Origin of the sequence: Leptolyngbya sp. FACHB-1624 (assembly GCF_047649235.1) — a bacterium.
GTDB lineage: Bacteria > Cyanobacteriota > Cyanobacteriia > Leptolyngbyales > Leptolyngbyaceae > Leptolyngbya > Leptolyngbya boryana.
This window is the reverse complement of the sequence record NZ_CP180258.1, coordinates 3307137-3329408: the sequence shown is the minus strand read 5'-3', so window position 1 is coordinate 3329408 and position 22272 is coordinate 3307137. Positions and strand designations below refer to the sequence as shown.

Below are 22272 nucleotides of genomic sequence, written 5' to 3'. Positions count from 1 at the left end.
TTACATGAGACTCAGCAAGAATATTTGCGTATCTCATTGCCTAATGTGATTTATTTACCAGAGAAGTACTTAAGCAAATCTTCGCCGCTATCGCCCAACTCTCTCACCTTGCCTTCAATCAGCAGCATTGCCATTTTGGAAGGTTTTGAGTGTCGGTTTTCCCAACGGTTAATGGTCGGAAAAGTCACGCCAAGCCTAGCTGCGAACTGCTCTTGAGTCAGTCCCAGCCTTTGACGCAACTCCCGCACCAGATCTGATATCTCTAGCGGTTCGGTCACAGTTTCAGGAGAGTTGTTGTAAATTCACAAGCACATAAAGCACTTCTTATGATGTTTTATTGCACTTGTTATAAAACATACCCAAATCGACCCATGGCTTTACCGTAAATACTCTGGTTTTTGAAGGTTCTACAAAGTAATATGTTTTCTCCTGCTTACTTCTGAATCTTAATGAATATCAGACGCTTCCTCTAGGTAAGTAATGTTACCGAAAATTCACGCAGTTTCACCGTCACTTCACGATCGCGCCAGAACCAATCTGTCAGCATTCATAAGCGTGTTTCTGTGGTGGATGGCTCTATGAAAATTGCGGCAATCGGCTTAGCTGGATTGGGGATTGTGTGTGCGGGTGTCTGGGCGGTTGCATTGGTCGTCAAGAACAATTCGCCCGTTGCGACTTCGGTTGTGCCCTCACCTGTCCCTACAACTCAAGCCACTGGCTCTGGCAGTGGGTCTGCCTTTGACGAAACATCAAAGGAAACCTGTGGAGATCCGCCGGATGCAAGCGCAACTTGGTATGCAGTATTTATTGATGGCGGAAACCTCAATGAGGTTCACAGAAGATTTTGCAAAGACGCGATCGCTGTAAATCGGCAAGATTCTGGCAAGGCATCGATCCAGGTCGCCAGTTTTAGCGATCGCGCTAGGGCGGAAGCTTTTGCAAGGTCGGTTAATGGTGAGTCGGCGAGGTATGAGCCGAAAGTGGGCAAAAACAAGGTTGTGGAGGCGGAGACAGCAAATCAGAAGCCAACATCCGAACACATGCTGGCAACACTCGACGGTGGAATGTTCACTGAATCGAAGTATTCATCAGTGTTAGACCACTTAGAAAGCCGATGCGTCGAGAATCGCGAAAAACTTGCGAGCATGGCTTATGGTGCTGCAAAAGAGTCTAAAAGCCGAGGAAAAAATATATCGGCTTTTGAGATGTTAAATGCCGTGGGCAGAGTAACGGAACCTCTTGCAGGAACAGGACGGCACAAGTGCGAGGACTTCTACATAACGCTGGTTATTTCTTTAACCGCGCAGTAAACAGAAACTTCATATCGGAATGAGGGTTGTGTAGGGTCGGCTTTAACCCTGTAAATTGCTAAAACCCTTGCTATGTAAGGAGTGTGCAGGGTTGTTGCGGGCGATGACGGGTTAAAAATGCACCCATCATCGCTGAAACCCTTATACCGCAAGGGTTGTGCAGGGTATGACGGATATGACGGGTAGTTATTTTTAATGTAAGAGCCAAAACAAGAATGAATTTGCAATCCAGTCCACGCCTAGACTTAGGAGCAAATATTTTTTTATTCATCTTTACCAATAAGTTTCCATATCCCGTCACACCCGTCATACCCTGCACACTCCTTATATAGCAAAGGTTTCAGCGATGCAGGGTTAGAAATATACCTGTCATCATTCATCACGACCCTGCACACTCCTTATATAGCAAGGGTTTCAGTGATTTAGATGCTTGTATATTCGCTTGTGTTTCGGTCTTAGGGCTGGTTTAGGGCTGAGTCCTAGAGCCAATCTCTAAAACCAATCGGGATGACAGGATTTGAACCTGCGGCCTCCTGCTCCCAAAGCAGGCGCGCTACCAAGCTGCGCTACATCCCGTAACAGATTCCACAAGTATACCATAGGTAGTCCCACTTTGACTGGACTTTTTTAGGACTAGGGAATTCTTTCAAGATAGGGGCACTTGAGCATTAATAAAGAGACGACGATTGCTGTCAAAGCCTACCTAAGTAAGGACATATATGAGGCGCTTAAAGTAATTGCTGAGCAGCAGCTATGCTCGCTATCGTTCCTCATTGGTCGGGCAAGCCATCACCAGTACGCCGATATCCTCTAGATGCCAATTACCAGCCTCCTAACCTATGGGGACTTTTTCATATCTCTTTAATACGCTCTTGACTTTTGACTTGACATATGTATTATAAGTACATTCGTCCTAAATTCAGGAGATAAAAATGATCAACGTACTCATTGATGGCAATACTGTCATCAATATCGAGAACTTTACAGAGGCGAAAGTAGACATGAGGTCTAAAGACCTAGCAATCGATATTGAGTGGGCAGGGGGTAAGAAGCGCAGGGTTGTAGGTGACAAAGCTCTGGAGGTATGGCAAAAGCTGGTACCAGGGGTAGATCCTCCCCCCAGACCAGAGGTGAGGAAAGTAGGAAGGTCTATCGCAGCAGCCCCTCTCAAGACCATCTAATTTAGGTTCTAGAGGGGCTACTCTGTAGGCTTAATTTTTGACTAAAATAGCCTCAGTACCTATCAGAAGTAGGCTTACTTAGGCTATATAGAGTAAGAATATTGACAGGATCTCGTACAGGATCTTACGATTCTCTGCTCCCAAAGCAGGCACGCTACTAAGCTGCGCTACATCCCGTAACAGACCCAAATTAGTATTACGTAATCCTTGCGCAATACGTCCGATTTTTTCAATGAATTTTGAATTTCTAGAGCGCGATCGCTAGCGATCGCGCTCTATTTCCCTATTCGCTTGTCTTGACGCGCTTGCTGGTGCCAGTCGATTTCTTCGCAGCAGCAGCTTTTGTCGTGGTCTTCTTGGTCGTTGTTTTGGTCGCGCGCTTCGCGGTCGTTTTCTTCGCGGTCGTCGTTTCTGATTTTTTCTTCGATCGCGTTGTCTTTTTCGTTCCTGCTTTCGCGGCTAATGCCTCAACGGCAACATCCATCGTAATCTCTTCGACAGTCTGACCTTCCGGTAGAGAAGCATTCACCTTACCGTGCTTGAGATACGGGCCATAGGGGCCTTCATAGATATTGACTGGCTCTCCATCATTCGGATGTGCCCCCAACTCCCGAAGCGGTTTGGCTGCTGCACGCTTGCCGCGAACGGCTTTGGGTTCGGCAAATAGCTCTAAAGCCCGTTCCAGCGTAATCGTTACCACATCATCTGGGGCTTTAATCGATCGATAATCCTTCTTCGGCTTACCGTCTTCGTCTTTGCCCAAGTCATGCACGATATACGGTCCAAACCGTCCCAGTGACGCTTGAATTTTGCGACCAGTTTCGGGATGAACTCCCAGAGTCCGGGGCAACGTTAACAAGCCCAACGCCATTTCCATCGTCACTTCTTCAGGCTTGACCTTCGGAGGAACCGAAACATTCTTCGGTTTCGGATTCTCTTCAGTCTTGTCGCCAAGCTGAATGTAATGCCCGTAAGGTCCCAATTTGACGTAGATCGGTTCTCCCGTTTCAGGATGCGATCCCAGCTTGTTCGGTCCTTTCAGCAGAGTCTCGACCTGAGCAGGATGGAGATCAGCAGGCGGGAGATCTCTGGGCAAATTGACATTGCCATTCTCAGACTCGATATAGGCTCCGGTTCGGCTGATCCGAATTTTGGTTCCGAGATCGTCTAGATGAATCGTGCGAGCTTCCTTGGGATCGATATTGCTATCGCGCTCTTTGACTTGAGTCTCTAACCCTTGATCCCCAGAGTAGAACTGAGTCAAATACGGCAGCCAATCGACTTCCCCAGCGGCAATATCGTCTAAGGTTTGCTCCATTTTGGAAGTGAACCGCAAATCGACAATATCGGGGAAATGCCTTTCCAATAAATCGACCACCGCAAAAGCCGTGAAGGTCGGAACAAGCGTATTGCCAACCAGATGCGCGTACCCTTTGCGCTCATCGGTGATCGTGCCAATAATGCTGGCATAGGTCGAAGGACGACCGATTCCCTCACTTTCTAGAGTTTTCACCAGCGATGCTTCGGTGAATCTTGCAGGAGGTTGGGTTTCATGTCCGATCGCTTCTAGATTCCGGCAGTTCGGATGATCTCCGGCTCGCATCGGTGGCAAGATGATTTCTTGGTTCTCGATCGCAGCATTCGGATCGTCTGATCCTTCAACATAGGCGCGGAAGAAGCCCGGAAAATCAATGCGTTTGCCGCTAGCTCGGAAACCCGCATCTTCGACTTGAATTTGCGCTGTAACTTGAGTTTGCCGCGCATCTGCCATTTGAGTGGCAACGGTACGTTTCCAAATCAAATCGTAGAGTTTTAACTCTCGATCTTTTAATCCGGTCTGTTTCGGAGTGCGGAACGTGCTGCCTGCCGGACGAATCGCTTCGTGCGCTTCCTGTGCGCCTTTGCTCTTGGTCGTGTATTGGCGAGGAGATGGGCTGAGATACTCTGCCCCATACATTTCTTCAACACAACTGCGGGTAGCCGCGATCGCTTGTTGGGACAAATGCACCGAATCTGTCCGCATATAGGTGATATACCCTTGCTCATACAGACTTTGAGCCGTTCGCATCGTGTCGCGGGCAGACAATCCTAATTTACGGTTCGCTTCCTGTTGCAGGGTTGAAGTTGTAAAAGGCGGGGAAGGCTTGCGAGTGACCGGACGTTCTTCGAGATCCGAAACCGTCCAGGTTTTCCCGTCTAAGCGAGCTTGTAATGCTCTCGCTTCCTCTTCACTTAACAGCACAACGTTTCGACCTGCGGCAACTTGCCCGGTTGATTCGTCAAAATCTGCACCAGTTGCAAGTTTTCGACCTGCTAAGGTCACGAGTTTTGCTTCAAATTCTTGCCGGGAATCAGCTTCGATCGCGAGCAGTGCTTTGAGATCCCAATACGCGCCTTTTCTGAACGCACGACGTTGCCGCTCTCGATTCACCAGCAGACGCACAGCAACAGACTGAACCCGTCCTGCCGAAAGTCCATAGGCGATCTTTTTCCACAAGAGCGGCGACAGTGTGTAACCGACTAAGCGATCGAGAATTCGTCTGGTTTCTTGCGCCCGCACGAGTCTTACGTCAATATCGCGGCAGTTCTCGATCGCGCTGTGAATCGCTTCTTCTGTAATTTCGTGAAACACCATTCGCTTCACGGGCACTTTCGGCTTGAGCAACTGAAGTAAGTGCCAGCTAATACTTTCACCCTCGCGGTCTTCGTCAGTCGCCAGCAATAACTCGTCCGCTTCTTTCAAAGCGTCCTTTAAAGTCTTCACAACCTTTGATTTATCTTTTGGCACCAGATAAATTGGCTCAAACCCTGCCTCAACATCGACACCGAGTTCTCTAACACGCTTGTCCTTAATGGAATCAGGCACGTCGCTGGTCGATTGGGGCAAATCGCGGACATGACCCATTGATGCCTCAACGCGGAAATCACGAGGCAAATAATTGCGGATGGTGCGAGCTTTCGTCGGGGATTCGACAATAACAAGAGTTGGCATGAGTCTGTCTAACTAGAAATCGCGGGTCAACAAGGATTCGCACTGAGTGTCTGTATTGCTATCAATATCACTCAATTTGCTCGATCGGGAATACGGAAAACCAACCTGAGGGGTCGTGCAGGCTGTAAAGCTCAAGATTTGAGTTACAGACGCGACATCGTGGAAACCAGCCTGCTTCTAACTTATAACCATACCCAACTGCACAAATTGATTCACTATATAAATAATCAAGATTCAGAAGACTGGCTAAAGTTCGGGGAGCAAACACCTAAGTTTTAGACTGTAGACTATTCGTTCGCAATCGTCCATCTTTTCTGATGGATTAAGTCTTTCTTCAGAGGGTTGCACGATCAATATAGACCAAAGTTGATAGATGGATCTCGTGATCCCAATTGCGGCTTTGGGCAAAGAACTCGGATTTGACGAAAACCAAGTTGCATCCCACGTTAAAATCCCTAACAGGTGAAGTATTCGTTTGCTTCAAATAAAAGTGCGACTAGCATAAATTTTTGTTAATTCCTGCTCATACGGACTCCGTGCTATGGATTTTGCTTCTCTTGCGGCTCAACTGAATGCCGGAACGATCCTGCCAGAACTGATTGTGATCGTAACGTTACTCACTGTGATGGTGGGTGATCTCATTGTGGGACGACAAAATTCCGCAAAATGGACACCCTATGTCGCGGTGGGTGGCTTATTGACGGCGACAGGTGCGCTGTTTACCCTCTGGGATAGTCCGAACCCGATCGGATTTATTGGCGAATTTAATAGCGATGCCCTCAGTATCGTGTTTCGGGGAATTGTCGCACTTTCGGCGGCAGTGACGATTCTGATGTCCGTTCGCTATGTCGAGCAGTCTGGAACGGCTCTGGCAGAGTTTATTACAATTCTGCTGACCGCAACGGTGGGCGGTATGTTTCTGGCTGGGTCGGATGAATTTGTGGCAGTTTATGTTTCGTTGGAAACGCTCAGTATCGCGTCTTATTTGCTGACGGGGTATACAAAGCGCGATCCGCGATCGAATGAAGCTGCGCTGAAATATTTATTAATTGGTGCGTCGAGTTCGGCGATTTTCCTATACGGCGCGTCGCTGCTGTATGGATTGTCCGGCGGCGAAACAAAATTATCGACGATCGCGGAAAAGATTTCACTCGCTGGATTGGATAACTCGATTGGGTTAGTGATTGCGTTGGTATTTGCGATCGCGGGGATCGCATTCAAAATTGCGGCAGTTCCATTCCACCAATGGACGCCTGACGTATATGAAGGATCGCCCACGCCCGTTGTTGCTTTTCTATCGGTTGGATCGAAGGCGGCTGGATTTGCGTTGGCGATTCGGTTATTAGTCACTGCATTCCCTCAAGTGACCGAGCAGTGGCATTTGGTGATGACGACGCTCGCGATTCTGAGTATGGTGCTTGGAAACGTCGTTGCCCTGGCACAGACGAGTATGAAACGACTGTTAGCATATTCGTCGATCGGTCAAGCTGGATTTGTGATGATCGGGTTAGTGATCGGCTCGGATGCCGGATACGCCAGCATGATCTTCTACTTGATGATTTATCTGTTCATGAACTTGGGTGCGTTTACTTGCATCATTCTGTTCTCGCTCCGCACGGGCACAGACCAGATCAGTGAGTACTCGGGCTTGTATCAGAAAGATCCGCTCTTGACCTTGGCGTTGAGCATCTGTCTGCTGTCGCTCGGTGGGATTCCACCCTTAGCTGGCTTCTTTGGGAAGTTGTACTTGTTCTGGGCAGGTTGGCAGGCCGGAGCTTATCCGCTGGTGATTTTGGGCTTGGTCACCAGTGTCATCTCGATTTACTACTACATTCGAGTGGTGAAGATGATGGTCGTCAAAGAGCCACAAGAAATGTCAGAAGCGGTGAAGAATTATCCGCCGATCGCTTGGAATCTGCCTGGATTGCGTCCGTTGCAGGTTGGATTGATTCTGACTTTGGTGGCAACGTCGATCGCTGGAATTCTCTCGAATCCGCTGTTTACGTTGGCAAATGATTCAGTTACCAAAACACCAATGTTGCAGCAGGCGTTGACCAAAACACGCCCGATCGCGCAGGGAGTTGAGCAGAAAACCGCTGAATTGCCACAACCGGAAATTCACAGTTAGACCGACTTGTGATTTAACGCGGTTCGCCTGATCGACACACTGATCAGGCGATTTTTTATGACTGCTTTGAATCTCGGCTTCACTCGCTTTTAAATCTGACAATAAAAATTGTCCAATTCGGTTCAGACTTTAGTTCGATCTTGCCTTGCAACGATTCAACTAAGCATCTCACTAATGCCAGCCCTAAGCCTGACCCGCCCTGTTTCCAAGGATCAGCATTGGGAACCCGATAAAATCGCTCGAAGATTTTATCGATCGCTTCATCAGGAATCTCAATGCCAGAATTCTCGACTCGAAATTCAATCCAGGGTGCAATCCACTCCGCGCTGACAACAATCTGTTCATTTGGAGGTGTGTATTTGCAGGCGTTATTGATCAATTCAACGAGAACTCTTTCTACAGCAGCTCGATCGCAATTCAATATCGGAAGACTAGGATCAATAATCACACTGAACTCTTGCTGTCGGGTTTCTGTGCGCCGATAAAACGGCTCTAGCAGCGTCGGTAGCCAGGTTTGAAGTTCGATCGATGTGGATTGCAAGGGCTGCTGCCCAGACTCGATTCGCTGCAAATCTAATAAACCATTGACTAAATCTGATTCTCGATTACATTCGTTTTCTAAAATTTGCAGATAATGCTCTTTCTGGGTTTCAGTGCTCGCGATCTTGAGCAATTGAATTGCCATTTTCATATTCGTGAGCGGGGTGCGCAACTCGTGAGAGACTGTGCTCAAAAATTCATCTTTCAGTTCACTGAGTTGATTGAGTTCTTGAATTTGATCGCCTAGATTGAGTTCGATCGCTTTGCGAATGGTGATGTCTTCTAGCGAGACTAAAACACCATCGGTCTGCACACTCAGCGGTTCAACTTGTAAACGAAACCACTTTTGCTGATAAAACTTTTCGACGAAAACAGTATGTGGCTGCTCTAAAACTTGCTGCCACTGCTCCAAACACAGCCATTCTGGAACCAAAATCGCTTCGAGTGCTTGATCAATCTCGACATGGAGCAGCGAAGTCGCGATCTCATTACAAAACCAAACTTGCCCCCTTAAATCGGCTGCAATTAGCCCGATCGCTAAACTATGTGTGATTGCCTGTTGAGTCAATTGTGCTTGTCCCAGTTGGTCGGCTAGCGTCGTGAGTTGAGTAATCTCACGAATAGAAGTCGCTTCGGGAACGGGACGAGTCACAACTGTCGTCTGATAGCGTTGCTGAAGTTGATCAACTTGCTGTCTGAGAGCAGCATTCATGCGCGATCGCTCGATCAAGGCAGTCGCAATGGTACTACTGACCACTAACCCAATCGGTAGCGCAACGGGCAGTAAGTAATTCGCTTGCAGTGCGGTGACACTGCCCCCAATCCAACCCGCGATCGCAAAACCTGCGATCGCCACCTGTATGCCAGTTCGGTAAAAGCTTAAGAGAATGCTAAATCCAACTCCGCCGATCGCAAAAATTAAGAGCGTAATCACCGGATGACGCATCGAGTGTACCGGATTGCCTTGCAGAACGTTATCGATCAAAGTGGCTTGCAAATGGACTCCACTGGCAAGCGGATAGCGATTGAACGGAGTAGGAGCCGCATCCGTTCCAGTCGCCGTCATTCCCACGATCACGATTTTGTCTCGAAAGGCTGAATCTGGAACATCGCCTTGGACGACGCTTGCGAAGGAATATTGTTGGATCTGATCAGCGCGTCCTACCCAATTGAGCCAAATCGGGTGACTGAGATCAGGCATCGCGATCGCGGCTTGCATCATCGAATACGACATGACTGTCGCAATTCCAAATGCTAAAGTCCCATTGATTTGGGGTTGAATCGTTCGGGTCATGCCATCGGTATCTGCCCAGATGCGAATATGACCACTTGCGACGGCAGCATCTCTCAGTTCTGGAATCGGCAAGAGCGGCTGTCCAGACTCATCTTCGGCTTGAGCGAGTACGACTCGCTTCGATTGCAGCATCGCTTGAGCAAAGGCGGCATCATCCGGACTCGACTCTGAAAATAAAAGATCGAACGCGATGATGCTCGCATCAGCTTGAGTGAGACGATCGAGCAAATCAGCATAACGGCTTCTTTTCCAAGGAAATTGTCCGAATTGTTTGATGCTTGGCTCATCAATTTTGATTAAAACTAAGCGATCGTCCCATTTTCGTTCTCCTCGCAATTGAAATAGCGTCGAATATCCAATCTGTTCGAGGGGGCTGAGTAGACCGAGATGAAACAAGCTTGCCATCAGAATGGTGGCGATCGCACCTGGAAGAAAACGCCATCTCACCTCATCGGAGCGCCAGTTCATAGGATTGAGTTTTTCCCAATGGAGTAGTCACCGTTACATTGATCCGCAAAAATGAGCGCGCAAAAACTTCAGCGGTCGTAAACTGTCCATTGCGATCGGTCGATTGGGGCTGTCCATCAACGGTGACGACATTGACAGGATCAACTTGACCAACCAGTTGAATCTTACGAATTCCTCGATCTATCGTTTTCACAAAGTTCGCTTTCAAACTCGGATCATCGCGAAGCGGAACTGCCGCAGAAGGAGGCTCTCCTGGAATCGTGAAATTCTGAAAGCCAGCAGGAACGGAGACTTCTGAGCCTTGTGCTGAAGTCATCACCGCGCCTTCAAGTGTTGCAACCCCAGTCTTGCCGTCGGGCTGTACAACTACGCCAAAGTCTGTTCCTCGAACCCCACTGATACCTGCAGGAGTCTGAATTTCTACTTCGGAGTTGGGACTAGTAAATCGCCGCAACTTGAGGCGAACTTGTCCCCGAGTCACATCTAAATGGGTAATGCGTCCATCATCCGCAGTTCTGTCCATGCGCCGAACTCTCAAATTTGTGTTCTCTAGCATATTAAGCACACCCACTCCCGTATCGAATAGGAGCGAAGCTGCTGATCGAGTGCCGGTCGTAACCCCATCGCCAACGGTTTCTAAGCGATCGCCTACTCTTGCCGTCCTAGTTGCAGACGCACGATTGTAGTTAACGGTTCCTGAAATTTGCTGAATGGCTAACCATCGCTCAACCCGCACATTCACAGGTTGGGCGGTAGCGATGGTTGGAGTTAAGAGAGTAGAGAAAATGCAAGGAAAAAGGATGAATTTCATGAAAAAGATTCTTGCATATTTTGTAAATGTCGCCTAGCTTAGTTCAGTTAAAATTACATCTGAAAAGCTTTAGATTATGAAATTATTCTTACGCTTGGGAATTGGAGCGAGTGTCATCGCACTATTTTCAATGTTCCGAGTAGAGGCTGCGACTTCACGCTCGATCGATCAAGAAGTAAATTGCGAAGTCGCGATCGTCGGTGGAGGACTGGCAGGAGTGGCAGCGAGCTACGAAGCGTTGAAAGCGGGACGAACAGTCTGCATGACCGAAATTACCGACTGGATCGGCGGACAAGTCTCGTCACAGGGAACTTCCGCTTTAGATGAGAAACAGACTCAGCGATCGCGATTACTTTTTCCACGCGGTTACGCTGAATTTCGCAAGCGCATTTTGGCGGAAAATCAAGGCAAAAATCCAGGTGCCTGTTGGGTGAGCTTGGTGTGCTTTATGCCCAAAGAAGGCGATGAAGTTCTACGATCGCTGCTAAAAGAAGCAGAAAAAGAAGGCAAAGGAAAACTCTACTTTTTCCCAAATACCGTTGCAAAATCTCTGAGTATCGAAGGCTCTGAAATTCGATCGATTCGTGCGATTCAACACAGTCCTGCTCCGAATGCTCCGCCTCTCAATACCTATCCTCTGTCTCAAACAATTCTCGATAGCTATACCGAACAAAATTCGCAACTGTTTCAGAAAAAAATCATTCGCTTCGTTCCACCAAAATCGGGTCGCTGGTACGTACTAGATGCGACCGAGACGGGAGAGCTAGTTGCCCTGACGGATGTTCCTTATCGGTTAGGACTGGATGCGCGATCGTATCGCAATCCTTCGTCATCGAGCGAAACGGATTATGCCTACTGCCCCCAGGGCTATACTTACACCTTTGCAATGGAAGCGACGGCAACTCCTCAATCTGTGACGCCTCCTGATTTCTACCCTCGCTATGCTCAGTCTTATAGCTTTAACGATCAGCGCTATGCGGAAGCTCCTGAGCTAGTTTTTACTTATCGTCGAATTCGGAGTGTCGATCCAAAAGCGGGAAGTCGCGTGGTCAATCCGGGTGATATTTCCATGCAGAATTGGAACTGGGGCAATGACTATGCGCCTGGAACGAGTTTAGATAACTATTTGCTGTCGCGTGAGCAATTGCAATCGACTGGACAGCTTGCAGACTGGATGGGCGGGTTTCGGGTCAGTGGATTGCAGGGTGGTGAAGAACAAGCGATCGGCTTTTTTCACTGGTTCCATTCCGGCACAACGGATGCGAAACAACCGATTAAGAAGCCTGTCCCGAATCTGCGTTACTTGACGGGATTGGATTCGCCGATGGGAACTGTGCACGGATTGTCAAAGTATCCTTACATGCGAGAAGCGCGTCGAATTGTTGGACGACCGTCTTATGGCTATCCGAACGGCTTCTTCATGGATGAAGTAACGGTATCGCGCAAAGATTTCAGCGATCGCTTTTACACTGAAAATCTTGATCCTGAGACGTTTCGGAATTTGTCAGTCTCGATCGCTGGATTGCGGACGATTGCAGTGATTCGAGGACAGATTGATCCGAAAACGGTGAAATCAAGAGGTCGATCGCACATCTATCCTGATAGTGTTGGGATTGGACATTATCCGCTCGATTTTCATCCTTGTATGGTTGAATCCCCACCTGAAAAACCTGGAAATCAGGAGCGTCCTGGAGAGCGACAAGGTGCAGGCGAAACGTTTCCATTTCAGATTCCACTCCGAGCAATGATTCCCCAGAAGATCGATAATTTGATTGTGACTGGGAAAAGCATTGCGATGAGTCATATTGCGGCATCGGCGTATCGAGTGCATTCGATCGAATGGTCTGCGGGTGCGGCAGCGGGAACGACGGCAGCATTCTCGCTCGAAACGGGAATTGCTCCGTATCAATTGGTGGAGAATTTACCCAATCCAAGTCCGAACTTGGAGAAATTGCAAAAGCGACTGAATGAGAATAACAATCCGACTGCTTTTCCGGGTACGACAATTCTGAATACCAATTGGCAGAACTGGAAGTAGGGAGGTTGAAAATGTGCGATCGCACTGAAAGATTCAGCGATTGTGCATTTTCACAAATCCTTCAACTCGGAAAGCCGATCGATAAAATTCACTTGCATTTCAGCGATCGAACTCCGAATAATTTCTCTGCTATAGTTCAGGAATACCGTCGCATTCTGGACAGGCTCATGGTACATCCTGCATTCATTGAGATTACCGACGAAGAACTGATGCAAATGAGTTCCAAAAATCCTGAACTGCGATTCGAGCGGAATGCAGACGGGAGTGTGGTGACAATGCCTCCAATGGGCGGACTTTCAGGAAATCGAGAAGCAAAAGCTGGTGCGTATCTTTTAGTTTATGTTGAGCGAAATGATTTAGGTGAAGTTTTTGGGCCGACGACTGGCTTTCGCTTATCAAACACTGCGGTAAGATCTCCCGATGCTGCGTTTGTTGCAAAAGATCGATTGCCCCAAAATTGGCGACAACAAGAAGATCAATTTATTGCTGTCGCACCTGATTTTGTGATTGAGATTCGATCGATAAGCGATTCACTCACAGAATTAAAAGCAAAAATGCAGGAATATATCGAAAACGGCGTGCGCTTAGGTTGGCTGATCGATTGTAAAAACAAAACGGCTTTTGTCTATCGCGCAGATGGTTCGGTGACGCAATACCCCGAATCAGCTACCTTGAGTGGAGAAGATGTCGTCCCAGGATTTACTTTGGCGTTTCAGGTTTTTCTGTAAAACTAGCGCAACCTACCCGAATACCTAAAACAGCGCAGGTTCAACTTGCTCAATGACATCTAGGAAAACCTGTGGGATAACGTCGATCGACGTTATCCCATTTTTTTATGGATGAGAATGTGAATTGCTTATACTCATAAAGAATAATCCGCTTCCTTTTATGTCAAATAACCCTCAGCCCCCAAAAGAGCAAACCTTTCTCGAACAGATCCAGCAGAAAGCAGGAGAGCTGGCGCTGAGTTGGGGTGTGCCAGGACTTTTAGCGGGATTAGCTGTTCACTTTGCAAAGGAGCAACAATGGACACAAGCGATCGTTCTTGCAATCGCGGCAGGGGTGATTGCGATCGTGTTGCGATTCTTTGATAAGCTATCGCCGCATTTAGATAAATTGTTTGAGTGGTTAGCAAATAATTTTGCGGGGTGGGTGCAGCGGCAATGGTGGAAGATCACCGCTCAGTTTCAGGGTCGGTACTATGAGAGTCTAATCTTTTCCTGTCGGGATTTTCGGACGCAGGGACTAAAAACGAAAGGCGCTTTTACCCTAGATCTAGAGAAAGTATTTGTGCCATTGCGAGTTGCACCGGAAAGTCTCGATCGAGTGACAGCCGGAATGCTGCAAGCTCGCCAGACTAATCAAGGGCTGAAAATCTGGGATTTTTTGGCAGAACTGAAGCATCGGCCTGCCTTTCGACGCATAGTAGTGATAGCACCTCCAGGAGCGGGAAAAAGTACCCTGCTGGAATCTTTGACGTTAACCTATGCGAGCAACACACAGAAGCGGCAGAATCGGAAAGCGCCTCGACTAATTCCGATATTGTTATATCTGCGAGATGTGCGGGAAGTGGTTTCTAGTGAGCATCCGCCGAATTTGGCAGCCTTGATCGAACAGCAGGAGTCGATTCAAAGCCTGAATCCGAGAGGCTGGTTTCAACAAAACCTCGATCGAGGTCGATGCTTGGTCATGCTAGATGGATTAGATGAGGTGGCAGAGGAGACTCAACGGCAGAGAGTTAGTCGCTGGGTAGATCAGCAGATGAAAGCCTATCCGAAGTCGGCGTTTATTTTGACTTCTCGACCGTTTGGATATCGGACTGCACCATTGAATCAGGTCGGGACAGTGCTAGAAGTTCAGCCTTTTAGCTTGCAAGAGATGCGGCAGTTTGTGAATAACTGGTATTTGCAGCACGAAATCATGAGCCGATTGGGGAAAGATGATGCGGGTGTGCGAAACCGAGCCAAGCAGCAGGCAGGAGATCTGATTAAGCGGATTCAAGATGCGCCACCCCTCGCAGCAATGGCATTAAATCCACTCTTGCTGACGATGATTGCAACTGTTCATTGTTTTCGAGGGGCATTGCCAGGGCGAAGGGTGGAGCTTTATGAAGAGATTTGTGATGTGCTGTTGGGGCGCAGACAGGATGCGAAGGGAATTGCAGATACGCTGAGTGCGAAGCAGAAAAAAGCAGTATTGCAGGGGTTGGCGCTGGGATTGATGGTGAGGTCAAATCGTGAAGTGACGCTTGAGTTTGCAGAGCAAGAGATCCAGCCTAGGCTTCGGGAAATTGCAGGGCAACAGGCAGATGTGACGGAATTTCTGAAGCAGATCGAAAATACATCGGGATTGCTGGTAGAGCAGAAATCAGGAGTTTATGAGTTTGCTCATAAAAGTTTTCAGGAATATCTTGCAGCGGCAGAACTATCTCGCTTAAGCCAAGCAACATTCTTAGCAGAGAAGATGGGAGATGCTTGGTGGGATGAGACAATTCGTTTGTATGCGGCACAGACTGATGCGACGAGCTTAGTTGAAGTTGCGTTGCAAAGTCCAAGCATTCCTGCATTGACTCTGGCTTACGATTGCGTTGAGGAAGGTTTGAGTGTTCGACCTGAAGTGCGGCAAGCATTAGAAGCGCAGCTTGAACAAGGATTAGAATCACAGGATGCGGATTTGTTTAAGCTAGCAGCGGAAGTCAAACTAGCGCGTCGATTGAATCGCTTGACCCGGATTGATGAGACAACTGATATTGATGATGGGTTGATTACATGTGCCGAGTATCAGCTTTTCATTGACGAGAAGCGTAGTCAGGGAGAGAATCGCCAACCGGATCACTGGACAGCATTTCGATTTCCTCAGGGGGATAGTGCAAAACCGATTGTCGGAGTGCGGGCAAGTGATGCAGAAGAATTTTGTCAATGGCTTGCAGCACGTGATACTGCACAATACCGATTACCGACAGCAGATGAAGTGGAAACTCACCAGATCAATTTCCAGAATGTTGGCTACTGGTGCAAGCGTGGAGATGTGAAAGTAGTAGTAGGGATTGCTTTTCAGCAGTGGGAGGACTGGTCGAAACACCTGCGTAATGCTCTCGACCTCGCCCGCGCCCTCGACCTCGACCTCGACCTCGACCTCGACCTCGACCTCGACCGCGCCCTCGACCTCGCCCGCGCCCGCGCCCTCGACCTCGACCTCGCCCGCGCCCTCGCCCGCGCCCTCGACCTCGACCGCGCCCTCGACCTCGCCCGCGCCCTCACCCGCGCCCTCGCCCGCACTTCTCTGTACAGTCGAGATCTTTGGACAACTTCATCAAGTGAGAAGATTCGACCTTCAGTATTATTAATTGCCGCTCTGTGGAATCTAATAGCAGAAATTTATGAAAAAGCTGCTCAGAAACAGCGGAGAATCTGGTCTAAGACATCGAAGCGTGTGGAATATGAAAACCGAAGTCAAGATGCTGCTCAACAGCGAGATAAAGTCCTTAGAGTTTACAGATTTTGTGTATTAGTAGATGAGCGCCAAGCCAGCAATCTACACGCATAGGAAGGCATTCGGATTGTGCGAGTAAGAGTTGAGAACTGATAAGATAAGCTCCCTTGGAAGCAGTTTGAAGAACTCGGTCAGTTTCGCTCTCTCGATCTAAAAAACTTCGTCTGACTCTAGCCATTTTGGATCGCTGATTGCTCGATCGAACTCTGCCTTACTACCAAACCCAAGCGCCTCTGCTCGTGCAAAATTTGCAATTTCCTCTTCATCCGTATCAGCAGGCTCCCAAATCGCGTCAATCATCCATTCTAGCCAGCTAGCAGGTGGTTTCCACGGGCGAAAGTATTCAATCTTCTCAGCTTCAGAGTAATCTTTTTCTTCCCACCAATCTGACCACACCTCAATATGTGCTTCTCCACCGCCCATCCGCCAGCAGAGACTATACGGATGCTCATTGAAGACAACCCAAGGAGGCGGAACGGTTCCGTACTCTGATTCAAGCTTGCGGATTGCTTCTAATTGCCATGCTTCCATAAACTTCTAGACCCGATTTTTACAAATTTGGATGAGAATAGATTTTAGATGCCGTTGGTCTAATTTGTTTTGAGTCAAGCCTCTTCTAAATCGCGTCCGAATCCTCAAGAAACCCACCTCAATCGAGCGCGGGCAAGTTTGCGTCAGGCGCTGACGAATTATTCCCAGTTTTTACGATCGACTAAAAATCCCGCTCTACAAACCGCGCTCAAGGCTGAGCTTGAGACAATTTCGACGAATTTAAGTAAGCTTGATCGCTTTGTGCTGAGAATTGCTGTGTTTGGCTTAGTCAGTCGCGGTAAATCGGCGATTTTGAACGCGCTGATTGGCGAGAAAATTTTTGAGACAGGCCCGTTGAATGGCGTGACTCAACAGCCGAGGCTCGTCACCTGGTCGCCGAGCGGCGGATTTGTGGCGGAAGATCAAGCGATCGTGCCGGAGTCTTCCAGCAAGATTCAGATTGAATTGATTGATACGCCAGGATTAGATGAGATTGATGGACAGGCGCGAGCCGACATGGCGCAGACCGTGGCTCGGCAGGCGGATTTAATTTTATTTGTAATTTCTGGCGATATCACTCGGACAGAATACAAGGCGCTTTGTGATTTGCGGCAGGCTCAAAAGCCATTGATTTTAGTATTTAACAAAGTTGATCTGTATCCGGATCAATCACGAGAAGAGATCTATCGAAATTTGCAAAATTTAGGCATTCGCAGCAATAGTAGCGATCGCTTAGAGCATCTGTTGACTTCTGATGAAATTGTCATGGTTGCGGCTGAACCTGCGCCGTTACAAATGCGGGTAGAATATCCGGATGGTCGGGTCAGCTACGAGTGGGAATCGCCCCCGCCGCAGATTGAAGAATTAAAAGCGAAGATTTTAACGATTCTGAATCGAGAAGGTCGATCGCTGTTAGCTTTGAATGCTTTGACTCAGGCGAGAACCGCTGAAACTGAGATTGCAACGAAAGTCATGGAGTTGCGAGACGTGGAAGCGGAGGCTTTGATTTGGAAATTTACGCGCTATAAAGCGATCGCGATTGCGTTGAACCCGATCGCATTTCTTGATCTGATCGGTGGAGTGGCATCCGATCTGGCTATGATTCAAGCGTTGGCGAATTTGTATGGATTGCCGATGACGCGCCATGAAGCAGGGAAACTGCTAAACACGATTTGGGTGAGTTCAGGAAGTTTGCTGCTCGGTGAAATTGGTAGTGGAATTTTACTAGGAATGGGAAAAAGTGCAGCGGCTTTGGCAACTGGAGTCGATGGCAGTGCTGGCTTTTCGGCTTTGGCGGGAACTGCGATCGTGCAGGCTGGCATTGCTGGATATGGCTCGTATTCTGTGGGACGAGCGGCGCAGATTTATTTAGAAAATGGCTGTACTTGGGGAGCGCAGGGAGCAAATACTGTGATTCGAGAAATTCTCGATCAGGTAGATGCGAAGACGATTATTTATCGATTGCGTCAGGAATTGCTTTAGCTCGAACACTGAGGCGAATAGGTTAAGAATTGGCTGTTGTGATTTGAGAAATTCTGAATCAATCGGCTTTGTTGGATGAATAGCAAAAGCAACAAAAGTCGATCGCTTCTAAGCGCATTTCAAGGCTGAATCTGGAATTCATTCGCGGTTGATTCTACGATCGTAGTCCCATCTTCCTTCAGTGCTTGCACTTTCCACTGTAACCGCTGCTGTATTTTCTCCTTCAACCAAGGTGGAGCAGTATAGCTCATTTGATTTGCTCCTAGCAGAGCAGAGAGTACCACAACCTCACCCTGTCTAACCTCTAGCTTGTAACTATATGCTCCATCCACTCCCTGCCATTTAAATTGAATTGATTGTTGAACCGATAGTCTCGCTCCATCGTTTGGCTGTACTAAGTTCAATGGGCGCTTATCGTTGGTTACGAAGTAGCGGAGCACTGGCAGGGGAAATCCAGCAACTCCGCCAGAATTTACAACTCCAATCCCCGTATCTGAATTGCCTTCACGATCGTCTGTCGCCTCAATTCTCAGCAAAATGAAATGCAGCCCGGTAGAACCTTTGGGTAAGGTATTTGGACTAGGCCCTGGGATAAACATTCGTCCTGTGGGTGGAACAAACACATCAAAGCGCTGAAGGGTCATATAGCGACGTTGCAAGGGACGTTCTTCGATCGGCAGCGTTGCTTCGGTAAGCCGATCTCGCTCACTCGGCAGAGGATCACCTGGTAACACAACTTCCCATCGTCCTTTTAGTCGTCCAGTGCCGTTGTAGGAGATTTCAGCCCCAAATCGGGGCAAAGTTTCTCCAGTCGCGATCGCTGGCACTGGCTGACCATCTTCAAATGCTAAGCGCACCTCAGTTAGCGCGAGCGGAACCCGTGCCCCGCCTCCTGCAAGTCGGCAAGTGACAGCAACAAATTCATCCGGAGCGCCCGTCCTGCTCACAAACCGTCGGACATAGAAAAACTGCGACGAATTCCCTCGAATCGCGTCTTGATAGGCTCGTCGAGCGACCGAAGGCGGAATGGTCATGATATCGGTATAGTTGTTCGATCCGCTGAGTCGGGAGCGATTACTACGGGCTGGAAGCTGACCGAAGATTGTCCCAGGCACACAAGATTGATCGGCATTAATCGCACCGCACCAAAGTCCTTCCGCTGGGGTTTGATCGTTTAGCCCCACAAACGTGAGAAACACCGTGGTTGCTCCGAAGGTACGAACATTCACCCCTTTCGGGCTGACGGTCACGGCTTCGGCAGTGGGCATCCTCATCAACAATCCAAAGATAGCTGAACCCATGAGTATGCTCAATAATTTCAGTTTTAGTTTCATTACCTCTCCACCGATTCCATTATTAAAAACTAAAATTTAAGCCTGCACTGACCGTTTGAATCGTGGCATTCGTATCCACATTGAATAGAGGGTCATGTGCGATCGTAGATTGTGTCCCATAACGGATAAATGCACTTGCTGGAATCTCTCGACCCAAGCTATGCATCTGAAATTGCCAAGTGAGTAAGGCTTCCAAATTCGTAGCGCGTGTGATTTTTTGATTCAGCGAATCTGTCTCATCGGTACGGTTGTAATTGAATGCGAGCGTTAAATTCGGAAACATCACCCAACTGATACTAAGCGTTGGGCTACTCGTAAAGCGAGTAATGCCTTGCTCAAAGCTTTTTGCGCTTGTGAAATTGTAGCCCAAGGCAAGATTCAATCGTGGATTCACTTGCCAAGCGATCGAGACTTGGTGATTCATCGTGCTAAAGTCTGCCAACTCTCGCGTAGGTTGGCGATTGTCTTGAAAAGTATTCGAGTATTGATAGCTAAGGCTGAAATTGTCGATCGACCAAGCTGTCCCAAATTTATGGCTTGTTGTGAGTTGATCAGGAATTTCCGAGGCATCAAACCCAGATAGAGCCTCAACTGGCTGATTTGCTCCAAACTGATGAGTGCGTTGAAAGCTGTAAGTTAAGGTTGGTAATAACTGATTGCTGCTGTTTAAGATCGTTTGTAAGGGCGCATTGATAGTTAGAGAACGGTTTTGAGTTTTGGTTTTTAGAATAGTCGCGATATTTGCTAGATTGTCTTCGGACTGATCGGTTTGAAATTGAATGGTGGCTCCTGCGATCGCAGCATTGACCCCGAAGCGAGTTCGGAGTTGATCAACCGTCACACTTGCTCCGACTGTGCCAAACTGTGGATCAAGCCGCTCATGCCGAAAGTTAAATGACAAATCTAGGGTGCGAGTGGCATCCAGTTTGACATTTTTGAGCAAATCATAGCTTGTCTCAACAAACCAAGCACTGCGGGTCACAGGCTGCACTCTCGCCACAGTTAGATTATCAACCAATTGTGGATCAGCCGTCGGATTTGTAAAGCGACTGCGGACATAGCCTGCATCAAGTTTCAGCCGACCAGAGGGATCTGTGCCAAGCAATCGCACCCCGAATCCTTGGCTTTTTTCTGCATCGACTACTTCACCAACATTAAAGTTCTCGATCGGTTGACGAGACCCCCGCATAAAGGTCGTTTCTAATCGAACTCCGCCTGCGGGATTATCGAGAAGTTGCATACCGAGCGTTGCGGCTGTCAGGGTATTGTTTTGGTGCTCTATGCCTAAGAAATTGTCAAAGCCCACTACACTCGTGGTGCTGATATGAGCGATCGACAAATTGACCCGCTTACTGATTTGAATCTTACTGCTTAAGCCACGCGAGCAGAGATTGTCTAAGAGAAAGGGATGATTTCCATAACATTGATGTCCAACAGAAACCTGTGCATTTCCCACTTTCACATCGAGCAAGTAATCACTCAAATCGATTTGGGGTGCAGCTTCTTTTAAGGTGTTAAAGCGCAATGCCTCTTGCAGATTGGTGCTACCTGCGAGATTAAAGTTCGCTTGAACATTAAAGTTATCTCTCTGATACTGAGCGGCGAATCCACCTGTCAACGCCAAATCAGCAAAAGTTGGACGCTCCGATCTGCCTGCATCCGGCGTGCGGGCTTCAGCGACTTGAGATTTGAAGTTGACGTTCAGCTTCGGAGTGAATTTGAGATCTTCGGCGCGGGTAGTAGTAGGCTTTGGAGTCTCAGATGTGGGTTGTTCTGGAGTTTTTGGTGTTTCAGGCGATGAATTGGCGGGGCGGGATGGATCGGAATTCGGTGTTACAGGTTGCGGGGTAGAAGATGATTGATTCGACGATTGAGGCGTTTGTGCTGTGGTTGGATCTACTTTGAGTACAAAAGTCTCTAAAACGATCCACTGTTCTGCACTCTTAACCATATAGACAGTGAGAGTGTGCTCACCAGGTGTGAGGGGCAATAATCGCGATCGATAAACCAGCTCATTGCCCGTAATGGCAACTTGAGATGTGACATCAACTTGATTTAGAAAAACGGACAGTGTACCTTCGTTTGTTGTAGGAAGATGAGCTAGCTTGAGCCGTATTTCTTCAGTTGAACGGACTGTAAGTACAGTTGGCTTGCTAGAAAATTGTTCAGGTTTGAGTGGTTGGGAAAGTCGTTTCAGGGGAGATGAAGGTTGAGGAGAGGCTTGTGAGTTCATCTGTGTTATTAAGTTGGGCACGGATTGAACTTCTGAGTTTGCAAAACAGGCTGGAATTCCCCAACTCAACCACACCAAAAATCCGATGCTCCCATTGATGAGCCATCGCATAGTTCACCTCTAAGGTGTTGATTGGGTTGTACTGAAAGATTGTCCGAGTCGATCAAGCGAATTGTTGTTCGTTGCCCTTTGCGCCTAATCGACCTAGGAATGATTGAAATAAAAACGCGCGGTCAATGTGCATGATTGTGTTTCCTGCGTTGTGTAACGTGTGTCAAGCATTTAAGCTTGTGATGAGTTACACGATGGAAAGTCAGAACATATGCAAGGAGACTGAAAATTTTTTGAAAAAACCGAAAGTTTGTCAGGATCGCATCCGCATGATCGAGATTGCCAAACCTGATAGCTATCGAGTTGAATCGTAATCTCGGCTTCCTT

14 protein-coding genes and 1 tRNA gene are annotated in these 22272 nt (G+C 48.0%); 7 read left to right on the top strand and 8 right to left on the bottom strand.

Annotation, left to right across the window (positions count from 1 at the left end; all coding sequences use genetic code 11):
* Window positions 1-50: 50 nt before the first annotated feature.
* A complete protein-coding gene (locus ACMUEV_RS15610; protein WP_347277628.1) occupies window positions 51-278 on the bottom strand; it encodes a helix-turn-helix transcriptional regulator in 228 nt (75 codons plus the stop codon).
* A 300-nt stretch (window positions 279-578) separates the two neighbouring features.
* On the opposite strand from ACMUEV_RS15610, the gene ACMUEV_RS15605 reads away from it, so the two are divergent.
* Window positions 579-1310 (top strand): hypothetical protein, encoded by a 732-nt coding sequence (locus ACMUEV_RS15605; protein ID WP_190652866.1) that lies wholly within the window; start codon window positions 579-581, stop codon window positions 1308-1310.
* Between the two features lie 502 nt (window positions 1311-1812).
* Here ACMUEV_RS15605 and ACMUEV_RS15600 read toward each other — a convergent pair.
* Window positions 1813-1886 (bottom strand) — tRNA-Pro (locus tag ACMUEV_RS15600).
* Between the two features lie 356 nt (window positions 1887-2242).
* Between ACMUEV_RS15600 and ACMUEV_RS15595 the strand changes: the two genes are divergently transcribed.
* Window positions 2243-2491: a hypothetical protein gene (locus ACMUEV_RS15595; protein WP_190652867.1), complete on the top strand. Its 249-nt coding sequence runs from the start codon at window positions 2243-2245 to the stop codon at window positions 2489-2491.
* A gap of 283 nt (window positions 2492-2774) precedes the next feature.
* On the opposite strand, the gene topA is transcribed toward ACMUEV_RS15595, so the two are convergent.
* A complete protein-coding gene (topA, locus tag ACMUEV_RS15590) occupies window positions 2775-5483 on the bottom strand; it encodes a type I DNA topoisomerase (protein ID WP_190652868.1) in 2709 nt (902 codons plus the stop codon).
* A gap of 541 nt (window positions 5484-6024) precedes the next feature.
* On the opposite strand from topA, the gene ACMUEV_RS15585 reads away from it, so the two are divergent.
* Window positions 6025-7611 (top strand): NAD(P)H-quinone oxidoreductase subunit N, encoded by a 1587-nt coding sequence (locus ACMUEV_RS15585; RefSeq protein ID WP_017288220.1) that lies wholly within the window; start codon window positions 6025-6027, stop codon window positions 7609-7611.
* A 79-nt stretch (window positions 7612-7690) separates the two neighbouring features.
* Here the strand turns inward: ACMUEV_RS15585 and ACMUEV_RS15580 are convergent, their stop codons facing one another.
* Together ACMUEV_RS15580 and ACMUEV_RS15575 are read right to left on the bottom strand one after the other, a co-directional pair.
* Window positions 7691-9913, bottom strand: a complete 2223-nt coding sequence (locus ACMUEV_RS15580) for a CHASE2 domain-containing protein (RefSeq protein ID WP_190652869.1) — start codon at window positions 9911-9913, stop codon at window positions 7691-7693.
* On the bottom strand, window positions 9894-10724 hold the full coding sequence (locus ACMUEV_RS15575) for a FecR domain-containing protein (RefSeq protein WP_190652870.1): 831 nt from the start codon (window positions 10722-10724) through the stop codon (window positions 9894-9896). The genes ACMUEV_RS15580 and ACMUEV_RS15575 overlap by 20 nt, the downstream gene beginning before the upstream one ends.
* A 76-nt stretch (window positions 10725-10800) precedes the next feature.
* Between ACMUEV_RS15575 and ACMUEV_RS15570 the strand changes: the two genes are divergently transcribed.
* The 3 genes from ACMUEV_RS15570 to ACMUEV_RS15560 all read left to right on the top strand — a co-directional run bounded on the left by ACMUEV_RS15570 (window position 10801) and on the right by ACMUEV_RS15560 (window position 16308).
* Complete coding sequence (locus ACMUEV_RS15570; protein WP_242044710.1) at window positions 10801-12762, top strand: FAD-dependent oxidoreductase; 1962 nt, start codon at window positions 10801-10803, stop codon at window positions 12760-12762.
* 11 nt (window positions 12763-12773) lie between these two features.
* On the top strand, window positions 12774-13490 hold the full coding sequence (locus tag ACMUEV_RS15565) for a Uma2 family endonuclease (protein WP_199329676.1): 717 nt from the start codon (window positions 12774-12776) through the stop codon (window positions 13488-13490).
* A 160-nt stretch (window positions 13491-13650) separates the two neighbouring features.
* Window positions 13651-16308: an NACHT domain-containing protein gene (locus ACMUEV_RS15560; RefSeq protein WP_190652871.1), complete on the top strand. Its 2658-nt coding sequence runs from the start codon at window positions 13651-13653 to the stop codon at window positions 16306-16308.
* Window positions 16309-16404: 96 nt separating this feature from the next.
* Here ACMUEV_RS15560 and ACMUEV_RS15555 read toward each other — a convergent pair whose 3' ends face one another.
* Entirely contained in the window at window positions 16405-16785 is a 381-nt protein-coding gene (locus ACMUEV_RS15555) for a hypothetical protein (protein WP_190652872.1), read from the bottom strand.
* Window positions 16786-16854: 69 nt separating this feature from the next.
* Between ACMUEV_RS15555 and ACMUEV_RS15550 the strand changes: the two genes are divergently transcribed.
* Window positions 16855-18267 (top strand): GTP-binding protein, encoded by a 1413-nt coding sequence (locus ACMUEV_RS15550; RefSeq protein ID WP_190652873.1) that lies wholly within the window; start codon window positions 16855-16857, stop codon window positions 18265-18267.
* 119 nt (window positions 18268-18386) lie between these two features.
* On the opposite strand, the gene ACMUEV_RS15545 is transcribed toward ACMUEV_RS15550, so the two are convergent.
* Entirely contained in the window at window positions 18387-19568 is a 1182-nt protein-coding gene (locus ACMUEV_RS15545) for a hypothetical protein (RefSeq protein WP_190652874.1), read from the bottom strand.
* Between the two features lie 55 nt (window positions 19569-19623).
* Window positions 19624-21945, bottom strand: a complete 2322-nt coding sequence (locus tag ACMUEV_RS15540) for a hypothetical protein (RefSeq protein WP_190652875.1) — start codon at window positions 21943-21945, stop codon at window positions 19624-19626.
* Window positions 21946-22272 lie beyond the last annotated feature (327 nt).